Below are 17923 nucleotides of genomic sequence, written 5' to 3' on the forward strand. Positions count from 1 at the left end.
TGCGCGCCCCCAGTGGCCACAATGGGTCCCTTACGGATCACCGCGACGCTGGGGAGGCGCGAGGCATGGCTGCCGGAGTGGTCGGGGGAACGGCCGAGAGGGACGAGGCCGAACGGCCGCTCCTGGACCACCTCAAGGCGATGGGGTGGCAGCACATCGAGGGCGCTCGGCTGCGGGGCGAGGGCGAACGGGACGACTTCCGGGCGGTGTTGCTGGAGCAGCGGCTGCGCACGGCCGTACTGCGCAACTCGCCCTGGATGAGCAGCGATACGCAGGCCGAGCAGGCGGTCACCCGACTCCGCGCCGCCGCCCGTCATGTCACCGCCGGATCGCTGGCCCAGGCCAACCGGGACGCCACCACGCTGCTCCTGCACGGCATCCTTCAACCCGGTCCGGGCGACAAGGACTTCAAGACGCGGTTCGTGGACTGGTCGCCGGAAGCGATGGAAGGGAGCCGGGAGGAGGTCCTCGCCCGCAACGACTACCTGGTCGTCGACCAGTTGCGGGTGCACGACGCGGACGGCAGGCCGGCCGTGCTGGACCTCGTGCTGTTCGTCAACGGTGTTCCGCTGGTCGTGGTGGAGTGCAAGTCGCCCCACGTCCGGGACCCCGTCGGCCGGGCCATCCGTGACCTGCGTGCCTACTCCGGGCGGCCCCTGGACGACGACACCCGGCGCGGCACCGGCGCCCCGCGCGGCGTCCCGCACCTGTTCGCGCCGGTGCAGTTGCTCGTGGCCGCCGACGGGAAGGACGCCGCGCTCGGTACGTACTCCTCCTCCGAGGAGCACTACGCCCTGTGGCGCAGCCTGGCCCCCGACTACACCGACCCGGCCGTCCCCGGTGACGACGGGGCGGAGGCGCTGCGCCGGGAACTGCGCGGCTGGGGCCTGCTGGGGGCGGACGAGCGGCCCACGCTCCAGCACCGGCTGACGGCCATGGTCCTGCGGCCCGGCAACCTGCTGAACATCGTGCGCCACTACGTCTTCGAGAAGCCGCTGAACGATGACGACGACGGCCGCCGGGCGGGGAAGACGAAACCGAAGTCGGGAACGGCCAAGGTGGTCTGCCGGCACCAGCAGTACCGGGCCACCGAGAAGATCGTCGACCGACTTCGTACCCGCCCCAGCCGTCTCGTCACCGGGCGGGACCGCGACGAGCGTGGTGGCGTCATCTGGCACACCCAGGGCGCCGGCAAGAGCTTCACCATGCAGTTCCTCGCCCGACGCCTGCACATGAACGAGGATTCCGGGCTCAACGGCATCACCCTGGTCGCCGTCACCGACCGTACCGACCTCCAGCGGCAGCTGCGCAAGGCCGTGGAACTGAGCGACTCCAGGGTGGTGCAGGCCAAGTCCCGTACCGACCTGGAGCACCTGCTGGCCAAGGCGGGAAGGCCCGGAGGCCGGATGGTGGTCTTCGCGACGATCCAGAAGTTCCTCGGCGACCTGGCGCCCGGATCCGGCGACGGAGCGGGGGACACGGCCGACGGTGAGGACCGGGCGCTGGACGAGGACTTCGAGAAGGCGCGGAAGCGGGTGGCGGAGGGGGAGGACGCCGAGGAGGTCGCCGACCCCGCCCCGGACGAGCGGACACTGCTCCGTGCCGAACGGATCTTCCCCGAGTGCAGTGACGGGGACCGTGTCGTCGTTCTCGTCGACGAGGCGCACCGCTCCCACTCCTCCGTCCTGCACGCCTGCCTGCGCAAGGCCCTGCCCCACGCCGCCCGGATCGGCTTCACCGGCACTCCGTTGATGCGGGGGCGGCTCGACGACACCGGGCGCATCTTCGGACTGGAGCCCAGCAGCCTTCCCGGTGGCGCCCCGGAGTTCCTGGACACGTACCGCATGACCGAGGCGGAACGGGACAAGGTCGTCGTCCCCGTCCGCTACGAGGGGCGGGCCACCACCGCCGAGGTGCGCGACCGGGAGCGGATGGACGGGTGCTTCGAGGACCTGATCGAGCCGCTGGACGACGCCGAGCGTGAACGGGTGCGCAAGAAGTACGGCACGCCGTCCGCGAGGGCCGTCGCGGAGTCCCCGCCGCTGATCCGCCGCAAGGCCGCCGACATGCTGGAGCACTACGTCACCGGGCCGCTGACCGGTGGGTTCAAGGCGCAGGTGGCCGCCGTCAGCAGGCGGGCCGCGGTGCTGTACCGGGACGCGCTGCGGGACGCGCGGGCCGATCTGCTGCTCCGGGTCGCGGAGTTCGACAAAGGCGGCCGGCGGGAAGGGCTGCGAGGGCGGGCGCCGGAGACGTACACGGCGGAGGAGACCCTGCTGCTGCGCGCCTGGCAGTACCAGGAGCTGCTGCGCCGGATCGACTTCGTGCCCGTGATCTCCGCCGGTGCGGAGCAGAAGGACGGGTTGTGGCGGGAGTGGACCGACGACGACCGGCAGCGGGACCACATCGCACGCTTCCTTGCGCCCTTCCCCGAGCTGCCGCCGGACAACCCGTGGGTGGCCGCACCGGTCGCCGAGCACGATCCGGTGCCCGCGGGGTCGGTGGGCGGGATGAACCCGTGGAGCGACCTGGTGTGGGGCGGGGACAAGCCGGCCGAACAGCCACCGATCGCCTTCCTCATCGTGAAGTCCATGCTGCTGACCGGCTTCGACGCCCCCATCGAACAGGCCCTGTACCTGGACCGGCCCATCCGTGACGCCGAACTGCTCCAGGCCATCGCCCGCGTCAACCGCATCGCCCGCCGCAAGACCGAGGGGCTGGTCGTCGACTACTACGGCGTGCTGAACAACCTGGGCGTGACCCTGGCCGCCTACCGGGGGAACCCGCCCGCCCTGGACTCGCTGCACAGCATGGAAGACGAGATTCCGGTGCTGGAGCGGACCGCGAAGGACTTCCGGGTGTTCCTAGGCCGCGTGGGCATCGACCCGGACGGCCTGACGACCCCCGCCGCCCTCGCCCGTGCCGTCAGGGCCCTGGGACACCCGGAGCAGCGTGCCGGTTTCGACACCTCGCTCGGCGAGTTCCTGGACGCGGTGAACCGCGTGCTGCCTCATCAGGACGCCCTGGAGTACCTGCCGGACCTGCGGACGTGGAGCGTGCTGCAGATGCGGGTCCGCCGCCACTACCGGGACGACACCGGCGGCGGCTTCGCGATGCGCGGCTACGGCCGGAAGGTACGGGCGCTGATCGCCGATCACCTCCAGGCCCAGGAGGTGATCCAGAAGATCCCGCCGGTGTCGATTCTCGCCCCCGACTTCGACGAGGTGGTCGACAGCCTCCCGGTGCGCGAGGCCGCCGCCGAGCAGGTGCAGGCACTCCGCTACCACCTGGAGGAACGGCGTGCGGTGGAGGACCGGCCCGTCCACACCCAGCTCTCCAAGGAGCTGGAACGGGTGCTGGAGGAGTTCGCCGGACGCTGGGACGAGATCGGGAGCCGGCTCGGTCCCCTGGTCGAGCGGGCCCGGGACGCGGAGCGGAGCGACCCCGCCGTGGCCGACCTGAGCCCGATGGAACAACGGCTGCACGCGCTGCTCCGCGAGAAGCTGGCGGAGAGCGAGATCCTGGGCGACCCCACCCCCGAGGACCTGCGCCGGCTCGTGGCCGAGGTGCACGACGAGATCACCAGCCGGGTCCGTCTGGCCTCCTTCGGAGGCGGCGAGGCACATGTGACGAAGCTGGAGTCACACCTGTACGAGCTCCTTCGCACGGCCGGATACCGCCTGCGGGGCGAGGGCCGCCAGGAGGTGAAACGACTGGCCTCGACACTCGCCGGTTACGCCGTGGACCACCTGGAGGACTTCCGGTCGGAGGCCCGGCGAGAATAGGACCGTGCCAGAGCATCCCGGTCCCTCCGAGAACCGCCCCGGTGAGCCGGTGCTCACCGAGGACGGCTCCCTCGTGGTGGACGGGCGTGAGCTGCGCGTGCGGATCAGTGCCAGGCGACGCCGTGTCGGCCTGACCGTGGAACGGGACAGGTCTCTCACCCTGCACGTCCCGCGCGGGTGCGAGGTCAGGCGGGTGGAGGACTTCGTACGCGGCAGCGGCGCCTGGATCCACGACAAGACACGGCTCAGCGAGGACCGTCGCCAGCTGCACCCGGTCCGTACGCTCCGGGACGGCGAGATCCACCGCTACCTGGGGCGGGACTACCGGCTGCTCGTCGTCGACGGGGAAGAGGGGTCCGGGCCGGGCCCGCGGCAGGGGAACGAAGCCGAAGTACCCGGGGTACGACTGGTCGCAGGGCGGTTGCGCGTCCACCGCTCGGTCGCCGGGGATCCGGCCCTCACCCGGCGGGCCCTCGCGCAGTGGTACACCCGGGCCGGGCAGCACTGGACGCGCGGACGCCTCCAGCCCTGGGCCGCCCGCATGGACGTTCCCGAACCGGAGGTCCGCGTGCGCGATCTCGGACACCGGTGGGGGAGCTACCGCGCCGGACCGGGGAACGGCACGATCGCCCTGCACTGGGCCGCCTTCCAGCTGCCCGTCCACCTGATCGACTACGTGATCGCGCACGAACTCGCCCACGTCAGGATCTCAGGACACGGCCCCGACTACTGGAGGCTGCTGGGCCGGGCCCTGCCCGAGTGCCGCCGGGTGAAAGAGGAGCTGGACGAGCTGGGCAGACGCGTCTGGATGGGGGACCTCCCTCACTGACTTCCGGCCGGCTCAGCTGAACACGATCATCGAGCCCTGGGCCAGGCTGCGGGTGGCCGCCGCGTGCAGGCCGAGCCAGACGTGGCGTTCGCGGGCGAAGGGGCTGGGGTCGTACGGGGCGGGGACGGCGGGTTCCTCCAGCTCGGTCGGCCCCTGCGGGGGCTCCGGAGCGGCCGGGGGGTTCGCCGGGTCGATGCCGAGGGCCGGGGCGACGACCTCCAGTTCCCGCAGCAGCGCGTGGGAGGAGCCCAGCGGGCCGCCGCCGGCGAGGAGCTCGTCGCTGGAGAGCGGGTGCGGGAAGTCCACGGGGACGTAGGCCCCGGCGTGGTCGTAGTGCCAGACCAGGTGCGACTGCTGCGCCGTCGTCTCGAACATCTCCAGCAACTGCTCGTAGTCGCCGCCCAGTTCGTCCACCGGGGTGACCGGCAGTCCGCACACCTGGAGCAGGTAGGCGCGCCGCAGGAAGTGCAGCGCGTCGTAGTCGAAGCCCGCGACCGGGGCGACCTCGCCGGACAGACCCGGCATGTACTGGTACACCGGCACCGGCGGCAGCCCGGCCTCGGCGAGCACCTTGTTGTACTGCGCGAGTTCCTCGGCGAACGGATTGTCGGGGGTGTGGCACAACACGTCGACGAGCGGTACCAGCCACAGGTCACAGGCCAAAGAGGGCTCCTCGCATAGCACGTCCACCGCGTCCGGTACGTCCACTGCATCCGGGACGGCGGTCAGGGAAGGGTACCGGTGCGGCGCGAGGGTGACTCCCCTCGTGCAGGTCCTCTACCCATACGAACACAGACGACGCGGGGCCCGGCCCCCGGGCTCCGGCTCGCGGTCGCCCGGGCCGTTCAGTCCGTTCAGTCCGTGGGAAGCTGTTCGACGAGGGCGAGGGAGTACGCGTCGTACGAGGCGACGACCGCGCGGGCGGAGTCGGTGTCACGGCGCACCAGCGCGTCGACCAGATCGGTGTGCTCGCACCACAGCCGCCCCCGCAGGTCGGGCAGCCGCCGCAGATGCTGCACCACGCACACCCAGGTCTGGACGCGGAGCCGGTGCAGGAAGGCGGTGAGGTGGGGGTTGCCGAACAGGGCGACGAGCTCGCGCCAGAAGCGCAGGTCGTAGCCGATCAGTACGGTGAGCTCCCCGGCGAGGGCCGAACGCTGGGCCTCCTCGCCGCGCCGCCGGACCCCGGCGAGCGCGGCGGCGACCCGGGGCTCCTCGGGGCGCAGACGGGCGAGGCGGCCGTCGGCGTCGGTCAGGGCGTGGAACATCCCGTCGATCACCAGCGTGCGGGCCTCGATCATGCCGCGGAAGTCGTCGGCGGAGTACTGGTGCACCCGGAACCCCCGGTGCTGGTCGGCGTCGAGCAGCCCCTGTGCCGACAGGTCGACCAGCGCCTCCCGTACCGGGGTCGCGGACACCCCGTACTGGTCGGCGATCTCCTTGACGGTGAACTCCTGCCCCGGCTCCATCCGCCCGGCCAGCACCTCGTCACGGAGCGCGTCGGCGATCTGCTGCCGCAGCGTGCTGCGTGTCACCGCGCCGTTGCCGCCGATGCCGGGCATGGTCGGGCGTCTCCCTCGTCGTGTTCGAGTGGCGTGACCGTGCCACGCGCGGGGCGGTGCGCGGGTCCCACGCGCCGGCCGCCTGTATCCGGCCCGCGTGCCGGCCGCCTGCTCCGGCGCACGCGTCCGTCCACGGTCACGCCACTTTACGTGTTCGAGTGCCCCACGCCTGTTCGAATGACCGGGTCATCTCCTCACGGTCGGTCCGTGAACTCGTCCGCCGCCGACAGCGCCGAGTCCAGCGCGGTCAGGCCCTCCTTCAGTTCGGCCTCGCTCACGGTGCACGGCGGGACGACATGGGTGCGGTTCATGTTCACGAAGGGCCACAGTCCGTTCGCCTTCGCGACGGCGGCGAAGGCGGCCATGGGGGCGTTCGCCTCACCGGCCGCGTTGTAGGGGACCAGCGGCTCCCGGGTCTCCCGGTTCCGCACCAGTTCCAGCGCCCAGAACATGCCGACCCCGCGGACCTCGCCCACACTCGGGTGCCGCTGCGCCAGCGCGTGCAGCGCCGGCCCGGCGACGGACTCCCCGAGCCGCGCCGCGTTCTCGACGATGCCCTCCTCGGCCATGGCGTTGATCGTCGCGACGGCCGCGGCGCAGGCCAGCGGATGCCCGGAGTAGGTGAGCCCGCCCGGGTACGGCCGCCTCCCGAACGTGTCCGCGATCGCGCCGGAGATCGCGACGCCGCCGAGTGGCACGTACCCGGAGTTCACGCCCTTCGCGAAGGTCATCAGGTCCGGCACGACGTCGTACAGGTCCGCCGCGAACCAGGTGCCGGTCCGGCCGAACCCGGCCATCACCTCGTCCAGGACGAAGACGATCCCGTGCCGGTCGCACAGCTCCCGCACTCCGGCGAGGTAACCGGGCGGGGGCGGCATGATGCCCGCGGTCCCCGGAATGGTCTCCAGGACGATCGCCGCGATCGTCGACGGCCCCTCGAAGGCGATCGTCGTCTCCAGGTGCTCGAGCGCCCGCGCACACTCCTGCTCCTGGGTTTCCGCGTAGAAGCGGGAGCGGTACAGGAACGGCGCCCAGAAGTGCACGACCCCGGCCGTGCCGCTGTCGGAGGCCCAGCGGCGCGGGTCGCCGGTGAGGTTCACTGCCTGCTGGGTGCCGCCGTGGTACGAGCGGTACGCGGAGAGCACCTTGGGCCGCCCGGTGTGCAGCCGTGCCATGCGCAGGGCGTGTTCGACGGCGTCCGCGCCCCCGTTGGTGAAGAAGACCTTGTCCAGGTCGCCCGGCGTCCGCTCGGCGATCAGCCGCGCCGCCTCCGACCGCGCCTCGACGGCGAACGCGGGCGCGAACGTCGCCATCCGCCCGGCCTGCTCCTGGATCGCGGCGACGACCTTGGGGTGCTGGTGGCCGACGTTGGTGAAGACGAGTCCGCTGGTGAAGTCGAGGTAGCGCCGGCCCTCGTAGTCCCAGAAGTACGACCCCTGGGCCCCGGCGACGGCGAGCGGGTCGATCAGCTCCTGCGCGGACCAGGAGTGGAAGACGTGGGCGCGGTCGGCGGCCTTCACGGTGGCCCCGGCCCCGGCGTTCGGCTGAGCAGTCATACGGGCGAGCGTAAGTCGCCCCTCCGGTTCTTTGACAGTGTGCTGCATTTATGTCAGCATATTGTCAATAGGTGTTCGCCGGTGTCCGACCGGCACCCGACATCCGGCGGTCCTTGCCGGCACCCGTCGGTGGACACCGGTGTCCACCGGCGCACTCCAGGGAGCGGTCATGACCCCTAAGCCCGTCCATCTCGCCGTCTACGACACCTTCGCCGACTGGGAGACCGGTCACGCCACCGCGCACCTCGCCCTCGCCGGGTACGAGGTCCGTACCGTCGCCCCCGCCGGGGCGCCCGTCACCAGCGTCGGCGGGCTGCGCGTGCTGCCCGACCTCGCGCTCGACGCGCTGCGGCCCGAGGACAGCTCGCTGCTGATCCTCACCGGCGCCGGCCACTGGGACGAGGGCGACGACCTCGCCCCCTTCGCCCGCAGGGCCCGCGCGTTCCTCGACGCCGGTGTTCCCGTCGCCGCCATCTGCGGCGCCACGGCCGGACTCGCCCGCGAGGGCCTGCTCGACGACCGGGCGCACACCGGCGCCGCCTCCTCGTACCTGGCCGCGACCGGCTACGCCGGCGGAGAGCGGTACGTCGAGGCCGACGCGGTCACCGACGGCGGACTCGTCACCGCCGGTCCCACCGAACCCGTCGCCTTCGCCCGCGAGGTCTTCCGGCTGCTCGGCGCCTACGACGCACCGGCGATCGACGCCTGGTACCGGCTCTTCCACGACTCCGACCCCCAGGCGTACGCCGAGCTCGAGGAGGCTCTGGCCCGGTGAGCAGGGAACAGCAGGATCTGCTCAGCCGCAGCGCGCTCGGCGCCTTCCGGCTGAACGGCGAGTTCCTCGCGGTCGCCGAGGAACTCGCCCGGCCCGCCGGACTGACCGCCGCCCGGTGGCAGGTGCTCGGCGCGGTCCTCCGCGAGCCCCTGCCGGTCTCCGGCATCGCCCGCGTCATGGGCATCACCCGGCAGAGCGTGCAGCGCATCGCCGACCTGCTGGTCGACCGCGGTCTCGCCGAGTACCGGCCCAACCCGGCGCACCGCCGGGCCAAGCTCCTCGCCCCCACCGAGCGGGGGCACGCGGCCGTCGCGGGGATCGGCCCCGGCCACGCGGCCTTCGCGAAACGGCTCGCGGAGGCGTTCGGCGAGGCCGAACTCGCACAGGCGGTCCAGACGATGGAACGCCTGTGCGCCGTGCTCGACGACCTCGGCCCGCCCGTACCGCCCGCAGTGTCACCCGCTGCGCCGCCTGTTACGGAACCGTAGACAACGCCCAGCTCACCCCCGCCCCTGTCCGGTTTATCCTCAGGCTGTTGCTCACGGCGGGGAAGGCGGCAGAGCGATGGAGAAGCACGGGCCGGGGGGCGCGGCGGGGAATCCGGCGGGGGACCGGGGCGCCCGGCACCCGGGCAGGATCGGCGCGTACCGGCTGCTCGCGCGGCTCGGCTCCGGCGGCATGGGAGAGGTCCACCTCGCCCGTTCCGACCGGGGACGCACCGTCGCCGTCAAACTGGTGCGCGAGGAGCTGGCCCGGCAGGAGGAGTTCCGGGCCCGCTTCCGCCAGGAGGTGCAGAACGCCCGGCAGGTCGGCGGCGACTGGGCCGCGCCGGTGCTGGACGCGGACACCGAGGCCCCGGTGCCCTGGGTCGCCACCGGGTACGTCGCCGGGCCCAGCCTCCAGCAGGTCGTCGGGCACGACCACGGGGCGCTGCCCGAGCGTTCGGTACGCGTCCTCGCCGCCGGTCTCGCACACGCGCTGAAGGACATCCACGCCGCCGGCATCGTGCACCGCGACCTCAAGCCGTCCAACGTGCTCGTCACCATCGACGGGCCGCGCGTCATCGACTTCGGGATCGCGCGGGCCCTGGAGACCGTGACCGACGGCGGTCTCACCCGGACCGGGGCGCTGGTCGGCTCGCCCGGGTTCATGGCGCCGGAGCAGGTGCGCGGCGACCGCATCACCCCCGCCTGCGACGTCTTCTGCCTCGGCTCGGTGCTCGCCTACGCCGCCACCGGCGAGCTGCCCTTCGGCACCGCCCACAGCGGGGTGCACGCCCTGATGTTCCGCATCGCCGAGGAGAAACCCGATCTCCGCCGGGTCCCCGAGGGCCTCGCGGACCTCGTGCAGGACTGCCTCGTGAAGGACCCCGCCCGGCGGCCCACCCTCGACCAGATCCTGCGGCGCACCGGCGCCGAGGACACCGTCGCCGACGGCCGCTGCCGGGAGCCCTGGCTGCCGGGCGCCCTGGTCGCCCAGCTCGGCCGGCACGCCGTACGGCTCCTGGACGCGGAGGATCCCCAGGCGCCGCCGCCCGGGCCGGACGGCCCGGCCCCCGCCGCCACTCCCGACCACGCCCCCGCCGCCGACGGCTCCGCCCCGCCCGCCCCGGGCGCGCCCCGTGACGGTGCGGTGGTCGGCCACCTGCCCACCCTGGTCACCGGCCCGAACGGCCCCGCCGCACCCCCGGTCCCGGCCCCGGGCGCCCCGGCGGCCGGACAGCCCCCCGCCGCGTACGGCCACCCCCAGCCGTACGCCCGGCAGCAGGCCCAGCCGCACCCTCAGCCCTCCGGCTACGGCTCCCCCCACAACGGCTACGGGGCCGCCGGCGCCACCCCTGCCTACGGCCCGCCGCCCTTCGGCACGGCCCCGCCGCCGTACGGCCCGGCGCGGCCCCCGCGCGACCACCGTTCCACCGCACTGCTCGTCGTGATCGCGCTGGTCGTCGCGCTCGCCGCGGGCGGCACGATGTACGCGCTGATGAACGGCGGCGCCGGCGACACCGCCGGCGGCAGCCCTTCGGGCACGCCGGGCGAGGGCACGTCCCAGGGCACCGACGGCACCGACGGCAGCGACCCGTCGCCCGACGGGAAGTCCTCGGCCGGGACGGACGCGGCCGGCGGTACCGCCGGCACGGGCCGGCCGACCCCCTCGCCGGCCGCCGACGGGACGGTCCCGGCCGGATACCTCGGCACCTGGTCGACGACCATCGACAACGCGAGCGGGCTGCACACCCGCACGCTGACCATCCAGCAGGGCGAGGCCGGTGACACGGTCATGTCCCTGGTCGCCGAGGGTCCCACCGGGAACGGCACCTACCACTGCGTGTTCGAGGGCGACCTCGCCGGCGCCCCGGGCCCCGGAGAGCAGCTGGAGATCGGCCCGACCACCGTGACGGTCGGCCGGCCGCGCAGCGCCTGCACACCGGGCGCCGCCACCGACATCACCCTCCTGCCCGACGGCACCCTCCGGCGCGTGAACACCGGCAACGGCGACCAGCTCACCTACACGCGGGTGGACACGGGGCACTGACCCAGGGGACCGGCACGCCCCTCCGCGCCGCACCGGCCGCGCACCCGGACCCCGCCGTCGACCGTGCGGAGGCGGGGGAGCGTCCACTGCCGCGCGTCGTCGGGGAGCCCTCTCGGCGGCGACGCGCGGGCGGCCGGGCCCACCGCCGGCCCGCCGTGCCTCACCTCGGCTCCGGCGGCCGCTGGCGGGGCATGTTCGGGCGGGTGGCCCCGGGCGCGGTCGCGAAGCGGCCGTGGGGCTGTCCGGGCGACTCGGGGCGGCCCGTGCCCGCCGGCGCCCCCTGGACGGCGGGCGGCACGCTCGCGCCCGTACGGAAGCCCATCATCCAGTCCGCCGTCTCGGCCCGCACCAGCTCGTCCACGTCCTCGGAGAACCGCCGCAGCACCGACAGGCACCGCTCGGCCGCCTCGCTCGCGGTGCCCTCGGCCGGGCCCAGCATTTCGCGGACGCACTCCGACGCCCAGTCGAACTGGAACGCCTGGAGCCGCCGCTGCACGGCCTGCGCGGTCGCCACGTCCCGCATCCAGCCGGAGGTCATTCCGAAGAACCGGTCCGCGGCCACGCAGGCCGCCGCGAGCAGCAGCGCCATGTACCCCCAGGGGGCGGCTCCGTCGGTCGCTCCGGTCAGGTCCAGCAGCGGCAGCGCCGCCCCGGTGGCCGCCCCCGCCGCGGCCCCCGTACGCAGCGCCCGCGCGCACCGCCGCTTGTGGACCCGGACCGTGAGGTACCAGGCGGCGGTGTCCAGCGCCCCGCGCTCCACCCACCGGTACAGCTCGTCCAGCCGGGGCGCGGGTTCGCCCCAGTCCCCGAGCGGGAACACCCGCCCGGCCAGATCGCCCGGCCGCAGCCCGGCCGCCCCCTTGCCGAGCCCGTCCTGCGGACGGTCCTCGGGCTGCATCTCCGGCTGAACCACCCGGTACTCCCTACTGACCTTGGAGCCTGACCCCGAACCCGGACTCGGCCCTGCCCCGACCCCTGCTGGACTTCCTGGACCTCCACGGGACCCCTGCGGGCCCCTGCGCGACGCCCGCCCGGCGCCGGACGCCGGACACCGGCGCGGACGGCCGGCGCGGACATCGACGTGGACGTGGGCACGGACGTGCCGGCCCCCTTCCTACCGCCCAACGGGTGGCCGTGTCGGGGGTTCGGGCGCCGCTTCCGCCCGAAAGGGGGCTGTGATCAGGTATAGGGCGCGAGGGTGACTCACTCGAAAGAGTGCTGGGGCGACGGCCGCCCGGACCACGTAGGCTCGTGCCGAACGGGAAAATCCCGTACGGACGGACCGACCAAGGAGCTGAATCGTGATCCCCGGTGGTGGCCAGCCCAACATGCAGCAGCTGCTCCAGCAGGCCCAGAAGATGCAGCAGGACCTGGCCCAGGCGCAGGAGGAACTCGCGCACATGGAGGTCGACGGCCAGGCGGGCGGCGGTCTGGTGACGGCCACCGTCACCGGCTCCGGCGAGCTCCGAGCCCTGAAGATCGACCCGAAGGCGGTGGACCCCGAGGACACCGAGACCCTCGCGGACCTCGTCGTCGCGGCCGTCCAGGCGGCCAACGAGAACGCGCAGACCCTCCAGCAGCAGAAGCTCGGCCCGCTGGCCCAGGGGCTGGGCGGCGGCGGCATCCCCGGTCTGCCCTTCTAAGACGGCCCGCGGGCCTCTACGGTACGTACTGAAGAAACACGGGAAGGACGGCAGTCCGTTGTACGAAGGCGTGGTGCAGGACCTCATCGACGAACTCGGGCGGCTGCCCGGCGTCGGTCCCAAGAGCGCCCAGCGGATCGCCTTCCACGTCCTGCAGGCGGAGCCGACGGACGTACGGCGGCTCGCCCACGCCCTGATGGAAGTCAAGGCGAAGGTCCGCTTCTGCGCGACCTGCGGCAACGTGGCGCAGGAGGAGCTGTGCGCCATCTGCCGCGACGCCCGCCGCGACATCGCCGTCATCTGTGTCGTGGAGGAGCCCAAGGACGTCGTCGCCATCGAGCGCACGCGCGAGTTCCGGGGCCGCTACCACGTCCTGGGCGGCGCGATCAGCCCGATCGACGGGGTGGGCCCCGACGACCTGCGTATTCGGGAGCTGCTGGCCCGGCTGGCCGACGGCGCGGTCACCGAGCTGATCCTGGCCACGGACCCGAACCTGGAGGGCGAGGCCACGGCCACGTACCTCGCCCGCATGATCAAGCCCATGGGCCTGAAGGTCACCCGCCTGGCCAGTGGCCTCCCGGTGGGCGGAGACCTGGAATACGCGGACGAGGTCACCCTCGGCCGCGCCTTCGAGGGGAGACGACTCCTAGATGTCTGACGCCACGCTGCACGCTACCGACCGGGACCCGGACGACTTCTCGGTCCAGATCGCGGATCAGATCGAGAGCTTCCTGGTCGCCGTCACGGAGGTCGCCAAGGGCGACGAGCCGGACTCGGCGGTCCCCTTCCTCCTGCTGGAGGTCTCCCAGCTCCTGCTGGCCGGCGGCCGGCTGGGCGCGCACGAGGACATCCTCCCCGACGAGCGCTACGAGCCCGATCCGGGCCCGGAGGCCGACGTGGACGCGCTCCGCGAGAACCTCGCCCGTCTCCTGGAGCCGGTCGACGTCTACTCCGAGGTCTTCGACCCCTACGAGCCCCGCAAGGCGCCCGTCCCGGCCCGGATCTCCGACGATCTCACCGACGTCGTCTCCGACCTCCGCCACGGCATGGTCCACTACCGCGCCGGCCGCACCACGGAGGCGCTGTGGTGGTGGCAGTTCTCCTACTTCTCCAACTGGGGCTCCACCGCGTCCGCGACCCTGCGCGCACTCCAGTCGGTGGTGGCCCACGTCCGCCTCAACCAGCCCCTGGCCGCCCTGGACGGCCTCGACACCGACCAGGACGCGGGCGACGACGCCCTGGAGATCGAGGCGGGCAGGGTCATGGCCGAGGAGATCGGCGTCCCGCTGGGCCTGCGCCCGGTCACGTGACGGGTGTACGCCGGCAACGCGGGCAAAGGACGCGGCGCCGGACCGGGGCTGGATCCTCGGGCGCTTCAAGGACGCCGGTGATCCGCACCGCAGCGGGGCAGTGGAGATCAAACGGGGTGCCCACCCCCGTGGCGGACAGCGATCGCAGTGGGTGAAGGGCGAGGAACGCACAGCTCTCTCCCGGTCCTCGTCAGCGGCCGTTCCAGCGTCCGCCGGCCCTCCGTGCCCGGCTGCGCGGTGACAGCGGACGGGGGCAGCCGACGAGCCGGTACAGCACCTGACGGAGGGGAAGCGCAGGCTCCGCGAGAGCCGGCCCGAGGTGACCGACGCCGAGGGGGAGTCCCGCAAGCAGGCCGCACGTACGGCGACCGAGGCCCACGGGGCCGGATCCCCGAGCGGCGGGTGCGGCCCGGCCGGGGTGCGGAGCGGCGGGAGCGGCGCCCCGGGGGCCACGTGGGGTGCGGTCGGTGGCGGCGTGCCGGAGGAGCGGAGCGGCCGCGTGGTGCCGACCGGCGCCGGGATGCCGAGGCGGGGGGACCGTACGGTCGCCCCGCCTGCCGAGCCGCTGCGCCCCGGGCGGCCGGTCGCACCGCTGCCCGGCCCCCGGCGGAAGCAGGAAGGACACCCACCGCGCCCGCGCCGCCCCGGCCACGATCGGCCCGGCGTCCTCCTCGGCCGCCCCGCCCTCCACGTCCGCGACTCCACGTCCGGGACTCCACGGTGACCCCCGCGGGCCCCGGGCTCCGCTTCTCCGCCTCCGCCCGGCCGGCGTTCATCGCCGCAGTTCAGCCCGGAGCCTGAGCCCCGGGACCCGGGCTCCGTGCCCCGGGCTCTCCATCTGGTTCTTCTGGGTTTTCTCCGGTGTGGTCGAAATACCCAACCAACCCAGTCCGTAACGGGTGCGAGGTGCTGCCGCTGACCGCTGCTTTGGCCAAGGCGGCCGCCGTGCTCTGTCAGAAGAACAAGACGTCCGACGTCATCGACGCGAGCGTCGTCCTCGCCTCCCTCGCCTACGACGAGGCGCCGATCCTCACCGACGACCTGGGGGACATCAGGGCGCTGGCCGCCTGCGCCGGCCGGGAGGGCATCCGCGTCGAGCGACCGTGAGCCGTGAGCCGTGAGCCGTGAGCCGTGAAGGTGCGAGCCGTGAAGGTGCGAACGGGGGAGTATGTGACGCGGGGCACTTTTCCGAGTGGCCCGCGTCGCCCTGGGCAGGAGCCCTCCTGCGCGGGTGCCCGGAAGTCTCACGATGCGATATCGCGGAGGCGATTTTCGGGCGCTCGATAGAATGAGCCGACCACGCTGTGCACACATGTGCGCAAAACGTGGGACAACGACGGAATGAGCGAGGAGCGCACGTGGGCCTTGTCGTGCAGAAGTACGGAGGCTCCTCCGTAGCCGATGCCGAGGGCATCAAGCGCGTCGCCAAGAGGGTCGTGGAAGCCAAGCAGAACGGCCACCAGGTGGTCGTCGTGGTTTCCGCGATGGGCGACACGACGGACGAGCTGATCGATCTCGCCGAGCAGGTATCCCCGATCCCTGCCGGGCGCGAACTCGACATGCTGCTGACCGCGGGAGAGCGGATCTCCATGGCGCTGCTGGCCATGGCGATCAAGAACCTGGGCCACAACGCCCAGAGCTTCACCGGCAGCCAGGCGGGTGTCATCACCGACTCGGTCCACAACAAAGCCCGCATCATCGACGTCACGCCCGGCCGGATCCAGGCCTCGGTGGACGACGGCAACATCGCCATCGTGGCCGGTTTCCAGGGGGTCAGCCAGCAGGGCAAGAACATCACCACGCTCGGCCGCGGCGGCTCCGACACCACCGCGGTGGCTCTGGCGGCCGCCCTCGGCGCCGAGGTGTGCGAGATCTACACCGACGTCGACGGCGTGTTCACCGCCGACCCGCGTGTGGTGAAGAAGGCCCGGAAGATCGACTGGATCTCGACCGAGGACATGCTCGAACTGGCGGCCTCCGGGTCCAAGGTGCTGCTCCACCGCTGTGTGGAGTACGCCCGCCGGTACAACATCCCGATCCACGTCCGCTCGTCCTTCAGCGGACTGCGGGGCACGTGGGTCAGCAGTGAGCCGATTCAGCGAGGGGACAAGAAGGTGGAGCAGGCGCTCATCTCCGGTGTCGCGCACGACACCTCCGAGGCCAAGATCACGGTCGTCGGTGTGCCGGACAAGCCGGGCGAGGCGGCCTCGATCTTCCGCGCGATCGCCGACGCCGAGATCAACATCGACATGGTCGTGCAGAACGTGTCCGCGGCCTCCACCGGCCTCACGGACATCTCGTTCACGCTGCCGAAGACCGACGGCCGCAGGGCCATCGACGCCCTGGAGAAGAACAAGGGCGCCATCGGCTTCGACTCCCTGCGCTACGACGACCAGATCGGCAAGATCTCCCTGGTCGGCGCCGGCATGAAGACCCACCCCGGAGTCACCGCGGACTTCTTCACGGCGCTGTCCGACGCGGGTGTGAACATCGAGCTGATCTCGACCTCCGAGATCCGCATCTCGGTCGTCACCCGCAAGGACGAAGTGGACGAGGCCGTCCGCGCCGTGCACACCGCCTTCGGGCTGGACTCCGACAGCGACGAGGCCGTCGTCTACGGGGGTACCGGCCGCTGATGACGCGGTCCGGGCGACCGGCGCTCGCGGTCGTGGGAGCGACCGGAGCCGTCGGCACGGTACTGCTCCAGATCCTGTCCCAGCGGGCGGACGTCTGGGGCGAGATCAGACTGATCGCCTCCCCGCGCTCGGCCGGCCGCAAGCTGGCCGTGCGCGGCGAGGAGACCGAGGTCGTGGCGCTCACCGAGGAGGCCTTCGACGGGATCGACGTCGCGCTGTTCGACGTCCCCGACGGGGTCGCCGCGCGGTGGGCGCCCGTCGCCGTCGCGCGGGGCGCGGTGGTGGTCGACAACTCCGGCGCCTTCCGCATGGACCCCGAGGTGCCCCTCGTCGTCCCCGAGGTCAACCCGCACACCGTGCGGATGCGCCCGCGCGGGATCGTCGCCAACCCGAACTGCACCACCCTGTCGATGATCGTCGCCGTGGGTGCGCTGCACGCCGAGTTCGGGCTGCGCGAGCTGGTCGTCTCCTCCTACCAGGCGGTCAGCGGCGCCGGGCACGCCGGTGTGCGGACCCTGCGGGACCAGCTCTCCCTGGTCGCGGGCACGGAGCTGGGGACGGGCCCCGGTGACGTACGCCGGGTCGTGGGGGACGGCACCGGGCCGTTCACGGATCCGGTCGCGCTGAACGTCGTGCCGTGGGCGGGGTCGCTGCGCGAGGACGGCTGGTCCTCCGAGGAGATGAAGGTCCGCGACGAGTCCCGCAAGATCCTCGGCCTGCCCCGCCTGCCGGTCGCCGTGACCTGCGTCCGCGTGCCGGTGATCACCACGCACTCGCTCACCGTGCACGCCCGGTTCGAGCACGAGGTCACCGTCGACGCGGCCCGCGAGATCCTCGCCACCGCGCCCGGCGTCGTGCTGTACGACAATCCCGCCGCGGGTGAGTTCCCCACGCCCGCCGACGTCGTCGGCACCGACCCGACCTGGGTGGGGCGGGTCCGCCGGGCCCTGGACGACCCGACGGCGCTCGAACTTTTCGTCTGCGGCGACAACCTCCGCAAGGGCGCCGCCCTCAACACCGCGCAGATCGCCGAGCTGGTGGCGGTGCCGGACCGGCCCCGGACGCCCGCACCGTAAATAATGCTTGGTCACGGCATTCGCTTTGTAGGATCTGTGCAAGTGATGTGAACCGGTCATGATGCCCTGATCTCTTGATCCTGACCGGCGGGCAGTCAAGGATTTGCCTTCCGCCCCCACGCAACCGCGTGCCGGGCGTAGAACGTCTTTGCGGGCACCCCTTTTTTTCGGGCGCGCCGGGGGCGAGGTGGTCTTTTCCGGGCGTGGGGACGTCCGGAA

General features: G+C 72.8%; 15 protein-coding genes and 1 pseudogene. 12 read left to right on the top strand and 4 right to left on the bottom strand.

Going from position 1 to position 17923, the window contains the following annotated elements; translation table 11 throughout:
* Positions 1 to 65: 65 nt before the first annotated feature.
* Together TU30_RS37925 and TU30_RS01780 are read left to right on the top strand one after the other, a co-directional pair.
* Positions 66 to 3785 (top strand): type I restriction endonuclease subunit R, encoded by a 3720-nt coding sequence (locus tag TU30_RS37925; RefSeq protein ID WP_052479715.1) that lies wholly within the window; start codon positions 66 to 68, stop codon positions 3783 to 3785.
* 4 nt (positions 3786 to 3789) lie between these two features.
* The gene (locus tag TU30_RS01780; protein ID WP_234307732.1) at positions 3790 to 4614 is read left to right on the top strand and encodes a M48 family metallopeptidase; all 825 of its coding nucleotides are present in this window, start codon (positions 3790 to 3792) and stop codon (positions 4612 to 4614) included.
* A gap of 12 nt (positions 4615 to 4626) precedes the next feature.
* Here the strand turns inward: TU30_RS01780 and TU30_RS01785 are convergent, their stop codons facing one another.
* The 3 genes from TU30_RS01785 to TU30_RS01795 form a co-directional block, all read right to left on the bottom strand.
* Complete coding sequence (locus TU30_RS01785) at positions 4627 to 5277, bottom strand: hypothetical protein (protein ID WP_042163549.1); 651 nt, start codon at positions 5275 to 5277, stop codon at positions 4627 to 4629.
* Positions 5278 to 5468: 191 nt separating this feature from the next.
* Positions 5469 to 6176: a GntR family transcriptional regulator gene (locus tag TU30_RS01790; protein WP_042163551.1), complete on the bottom strand. Its 708-nt coding sequence runs from the start codon at positions 6174 to 6176 to the stop codon at positions 5469 to 5471.
* 194 nt (positions 6177 to 6370) lie between these two features.
* Positions 6371 to 7732 (bottom strand): aspartate aminotransferase family protein, encoded by a 1362-nt coding sequence (locus TU30_RS01795; protein ID WP_042163553.1) that lies wholly within the window; start codon positions 7730 to 7732, stop codon positions 6371 to 6373.
* Between the two features lie 169 nt (positions 7733 to 7901).
* Between TU30_RS01795 and TU30_RS01800 the strand changes: the two genes are divergently transcribed.
* The 3 genes from TU30_RS01800 (at position 7902) to TU30_RS01810 (ending at position 11039) form a co-directional block, all read left to right on the top strand.
* Positions 7902 to 8507, top strand: coding sequence for a DJ-1/PfpI family protein (locus TU30_RS01800; RefSeq protein ID WP_042163555.1), 606 nt, complete (start codon positions 7902 to 7904; stop codon positions 8505 to 8507).
* The gene (locus tag TU30_RS01805) at positions 8504 to 8995 is read left to right on the top strand and encodes a MarR family winged helix-turn-helix transcriptional regulator (protein ID WP_042163557.1); all 492 of its coding nucleotides are present in this window, start codon (positions 8504 to 8506) and stop codon (positions 8993 to 8995) included. Before TU30_RS01800 ends, TU30_RS01805 begins: the two co-directional genes overlap by 4 nt.
* Positions 8996 to 9071: 76 nt before the next feature.
* On the top strand, positions 9072 to 11039 hold the full coding sequence (locus TU30_RS01810; RefSeq protein WP_078878041.1) for a serine/threonine-protein kinase: 1968 nt from the start codon (positions 9072 to 9074) through the stop codon (positions 11037 to 11039).
* A gap of 160 nt (positions 11040 to 11199) precedes the next feature.
* Here the strand turns inward: TU30_RS01810 and TU30_RS01815 are convergent, their stop codons facing one another.
* Entirely contained in the window at positions 11200 to 11952 is a 753-nt protein-coding gene (locus TU30_RS01815) for an SLATT domain-containing protein (protein WP_042163560.1), read from the bottom strand.
* A 388-nt stretch (positions 11953 to 12340) separates the two neighbouring features.
* Here TU30_RS01815 and TU30_RS01820 point away from each other — a divergent pair, with 388 nt between their 5' ends.
* From TU30_RS01820 to TU30_RS01850, 7 genes and pseudogenes are all read left to right on the top strand, one after another.
* A complete protein-coding gene (locus tag TU30_RS01820; RefSeq protein ID WP_078878042.1) occupies positions 12341 to 12682 on the top strand; it encodes a YbaB/EbfC family nucleoid-associated protein in 342 nt (113 codons plus the stop codon).
* Positions 12683 to 12740: 58 nt separating this feature from the next.
* Complete coding sequence (gene recR / locus TU30_RS01825) at positions 12741 to 13340, top strand: recombination mediator RecR (RefSeq protein ID WP_042163566.1); 600 nt, start codon at positions 12741 to 12743, stop codon at positions 13338 to 13340.
* Positions 13333 to 13992 (top strand): DUF5063 domain-containing protein, encoded by a 660-nt coding sequence (locus TU30_RS01830; protein WP_042163569.1) that lies wholly within the window; start codon positions 13333 to 13335, stop codon positions 13990 to 13992. The genes recR and TU30_RS01830 overlap by 8 nt, the downstream gene beginning before the upstream one ends.
* A 3-nt stretch (positions 13993 to 13995) precedes the next feature.
* Positions 13996 to 14211: pseudogene (locus TU30_RS36740) on the top strand (signal peptidase I); the annotation flags it as partial.
* A gap of 687 nt (positions 14212 to 14898) precedes the next feature.
* Positions 14899 to 15099 (top strand): hypothetical protein, encoded by a 201-nt coding sequence (locus TU30_RS01840; RefSeq protein WP_141713738.1) that lies wholly within the window; start codon positions 14899 to 14901, stop codon positions 15097 to 15099.
* A 251-nt stretch (positions 15100 to 15350) separates the two neighbouring features.
* The gene (locus TU30_RS01845) at positions 15351 to 16628 is read left to right on the top strand and encodes an aspartate kinase (protein ID WP_042163576.1); all 1278 of its coding nucleotides are present in this window, start codon (positions 15351 to 15353) and stop codon (positions 16626 to 16628) included.
* Positions 16628 to 17704: an aspartate-semialdehyde dehydrogenase gene (locus TU30_RS01850; protein ID WP_042163578.1), complete on the top strand. Its 1077-nt coding sequence runs from the start codon at positions 16628 to 16630 to the stop codon at positions 17702 to 17704. Before TU30_RS01845 ends, TU30_RS01850 begins: the two co-directional genes overlap by 1 nt.
* Positions 17705 to 17923: the final 219 nt, after the last annotated feature.

This window comes from Streptomyces sp. NBRC 110035, assembly GCF_000829695.1.
In the GTDB taxonomy this organism is placed as follows: domain Bacteria; phylum Actinomycetota; class Actinomycetes; order Streptomycetales; family Streptomycetaceae; genus Streptomyces.

Coding starts and splice junctions, on each gene's coding strand:
- TU30_RS37925 (WP_052479715.1), top strand. CDS start 66: ATGGCTGCCGGAGTGGTCGGGGGAACGGCCGAGAGGGACGAGGCCGAA.
- TU30_RS01790 (WP_042163551.1), bottom strand. CDS start 6,176: ATGCCCGGCATCGGCGGCAACGGCGCGGTGACACGCAGCACGCTGCGG.
- TU30_RS01795 (WP_042163553.1), bottom strand. CDS start 7,732: ATGACTGCTCAGCCGAACGCCGGGGCCGGGGCCACCGTGAAGGCCGCC.
- TU30_RS01800 (WP_042163555.1), top strand. CDS start 7,902: ATGACCCCTAAGCCCGTCCATCTCGCCGTCTACGACACCTTCGCCGAC.
- TU30_RS01810 (WP_078878041.1), top strand. CDS start 9,072: ATGGAGAAGCACGGGCCGGGGGGCGCGGCGGGGAATCCGGCGGGGGAC.
- TU30_RS01830 (WP_042163569.1), top strand. CDS start 13,333: ATGTCTGACGCCACGCTGCACGCTACCGACCGGGACCCGGACGACTTC.
- TU30_RS01850 (WP_042163578.1), top strand. CDS start 16,628: ATGACGCGGTCCGGGCGACCGGCGCTCGCGGTCGTGGGAGCGACCGGA.